At 34.2% G+C, this 3,030-nt stretch carries 3 protein-coding genes; all 3 read left to right on the plus strand.

Annotated features, from left to right (window positions below; translation table 11 throughout):
• The first annotated feature begins 123 nt into the window (after window positions 1-123).
• A complete protein-coding gene (locus tag DFR79_RS16560; protein WP_432207102.1) occupies window positions 124-648 on the plus strand; it encodes a DUF6431 domain-containing protein in 525 nt (174 codons plus the stop codon).
• Between the two features lie 156 nt (window positions 649-804).
• Window positions 805-2,067: a DDE-type integrase/transposase/recombinase gene (locus tag DFR79_RS15930; RefSeq protein WP_133516441.1), complete on the plus strand. Its 1,263-nt coding sequence runs from the start codon at window positions 805-807 to the stop codon at window positions 2,065-2,067.
• Window positions 2,060-2,860, plus strand: coding sequence for an ExeA family protein (locus DFR79_RS15935; protein WP_133516442.1), 801 nt, complete (start codon window positions 2,060-2,062; stop codon window positions 2,858-2,860). Before DFR79_RS15930 ends, DFR79_RS15935 begins: the two co-directional genes overlap by 8 nt.
• The last annotated feature ends 170 nt before the right edge of the window (window positions 2,861-3,030 follow it).

Genomic DNA, 3,030 nt, shown 5'->3' on the forward strand with positions numbered 1-3,030 from the left:
TGTTATCTATCAAATTAATCCATTAGAAAATGATAAATATTAATCAAAATAAATTGAAATAAGCTCTTCCTTTTCTTAAAATAATCTGATAAAATATTGTCAGAATATTTAGGATGTGATCAGATGCAAATCATTCATGACTTTAAAATACCTGTAAAAAAATATTCTGAGCTTGGTCAGAATAATGATTTTTTGCACCCTGAAGAATGTCCTCACTGCCATGATAAACTCCTTAAACATGGATTTTATCACCGCTATGTAATCACCATCGATAACCAATGCTTCTGGATACAAATTAGAAGATACAAATGCCAGCATTGTGGCAAAACTGTTTCCATTCTTCCAGCCTTTCTCTTCCCTAAATTTCAGAGATCTCTTAATTATATTGTCTGCTGCATGAAAGAATATCTGCTGCAGAAAAAACTCCTTCTCTACAAACGAGCAGTATATTTTTATCTGCACAGGTTTACCTGCAATATTCCTGGGTTGATTGCTTTTTTCAGAGATAAATATCACTCACTGATTCCCTTTAAATTATCCAGAATAAAAAAAGCCACAAAACTAATTAAAATGATTTGGAGCTCCGACGCTCAGATACTCTCAAAAGAGTATCAGGATCACTTTAATCAATGTTTTATGGCACTTTAATTGTACCATAAAATTTAATATTTTGGAACTATTTTTTTAAACACAAAAGCTTTCACTAGAAAAGAGCTATTTTTCTGATTAAAATGTTATTATCAGCAGTTTAAGAAGATTTTCGTTCTTAAATGCTAAAATTTAAGCTTAAAGGAGCTGATTTTTATGACTGATAATGACAGAGAACAGATAGCTCTATTTCGTTTTTCACTTATTTCACCTATTTTAAATGGTCAGATAGAAAAACAGACTGAGTACCTGGCTAAAGTAGCTGTTCAAAAACATAATGTCCCCTATTATGGAATCAGAGAATACTCACCAAAAACTATTGCTATGTGGGTTAGAGCCTATCGTAAAGGTGGTTTTGAAGGACTTAAACCCAAAACCAGGAATGATAAAGGCAAAAGTCGTGTTCTAACACCAGAACTCAAGGAAGTTATTTTAGAAGCCAGAGAAGATCATCCTGATAGATCTGTTTCTTTACTTTATGATCAGCTGATTACTGAAAAGAAAATGCTGCCCTCTCAGGCTTCCTATTCTACTGTCTATCGCTTTCTTAAAAAGAAGAACCTGCTGGTCAACTCACCTCGCAGAGAAGAAAACAGACGCCGTTTCGCCTATGATCAGGTTAATATGCTCTGGCAGGGAGATACGATGCATGGACCCTATCTCAACCTGGACGGCAAAAAGGTTAAAACTTTTCTTTTTGCCTTTATTGATGACTGTTCCAGAATTATTACCTATGCTAAATTCTTAACAACAGAAAAAGTTTCTGCTGTGCAGCAGGTACTTTCAGAAGCCATTTTAAGAAGAGGTATTCCAAAGCTGATTTACGTGGATAATGGAAAAGTTTACCGCAGCGATAATCTTCATTTTGCCTGTGCTTCTTTAGGTATTACTCTGATTCACACTCAGCCGTATTCAGCTGCTGATAAAGGGAAAATTGAAAGATATTTCTTAACTGTCAGAAAAAGGTTTTTACCTCTTTTAACTGATGATGATTTATCATCTCTGGATAAACTAAACAAGAGCTTTTTTAGCTGGCTGGAAAAAGATTATCACCGCAAAATACATTCTTCTTTAAAAATGACTCCTTTAGATAAATACATGTCTCAGATCAGTCAGGTTAAGACCTATGATAATCCTGAAAAGCTTAAAATGCTTTTTCTTAAACGAGTTCAGAGAAAAGTCAGGCATGATGGAACTATTTCTGTTAACTCTAAGCTCTATCAGGTTCCACCAGTTTATATTGGCAAAAAGATTAAAATTCGTTTTGATCCTGAAACTTATGATACTATTTACCTTTATGAAAATGGTAAATGCATCACTAAAGCTCAACCTGTTATTATGGCTGATAACGCTCATGCTAAAAGAGGAAATGCTATCTCCTTTGCTAAAATGACTGAAGGAGGCAGCAAAAATGTATAAATCTTTTTATTCTCTATCTCATAATCCATTTCGAAAAGAGATCAAAACTAAAGATCTCTACCAGTCTGAAAACTTAAAAGAACTTTCTGCCAGGCTGGATTACCTTAAAAAAACCAGAGGTATCGCAGTGATTATTGGTGAACCTGGAAGTGGCAAAACTTCTGCTCTAAGGGCTATGGCTGACAGTGTTAATCCATCATTATTTAAAGTCATCTATTTCCCCTTATCTACAGGCTCAGTAATGGATTTTTACAGAGGCATAGCCAATGGCCTGGGAGAAGAACCTAAATTTAGAAAGGTGGATCTTTTTAATCAGGTTCAGGCTGCTATTTTAAAATTCTACAATGAGAAAAAGATTACCCCTATTATCATTTTAGATGAGATGCAGCTTGCTCCCAACAAATTTTTAAATGATCTTGGTATATTATTTAATTTTGCTATGGATTCTCAAAACCCATTTATTCTGATTTTATCGGGGCTATCTCACTTTATGACAAAGCTCAATTTAAATCAGAACCAATCCTTAAATCAGAGAGTGATCATGAAGTATCAGCTGACACCGCTAGACAAAGATGAAGTTAAAGCATATGTTGAACATCAGCTTAAACTAGCAGGAGCTAATCACCCTGTTTTTACACCTCAGGCTCTGGAGGCAATTACCTTGAGATCCAGAGGACTACCCAGATTGATCAACAATATCGCAGTTAATTCTCTGCTTTTAGGATTTCAGCTTAAAGCAGAGCAGATAAACCAGGAAATTGTCTTCAAAGCCTGCGAAAAAGATACATTTTAAAGTGAAAAATATTTATCAAATTACAGGGGACTTTTTTTAAGTCCCTTGCTAATTTAATCTGCAAAAGATTTTAGTTTTTACTAATTCAATCTGAAAATTATGCAGTAATTTCAGTAAATTTAGGTCGATTTAAACTGATAAATTTTACTGGTTTAAACTGCAAGATGACA

The sequence above is a fragment of the Halanaerobium saccharolyticum genome (genome assembly GCF_004362045.1).
Classification (GTDB): domain Bacteria; phylum Bacillota; class Halanaerobiia; order Halanaerobiales; family Halanaerobiaceae; genus Halanaerobium; species Halanaerobium saccharolyticum_C.

Bases quoted from the DNA above. Each gene is read 5' to 3' on its own strand.
- DFR79_RS16560 (WP_432207102.1), top strand. From the start codon at position 124: ATGCAAATCATTCATGACTTTAAAATACCTGTAAAAAAATATTCTGAG.
- DFR79_RS15930 (WP_133516441.1), top strand. From the start codon at position 805: ATGACTGATAATGACAGAGAACAGATAGCTCTATTTCGTTTTTCACTT.
- DFR79_RS15935 (WP_133516442.1), top strand. From the start codon at position 2,060: ATGTATAAATCTTTTTATTCTCTATCTCATAATCCATTTCGAAAAGAG.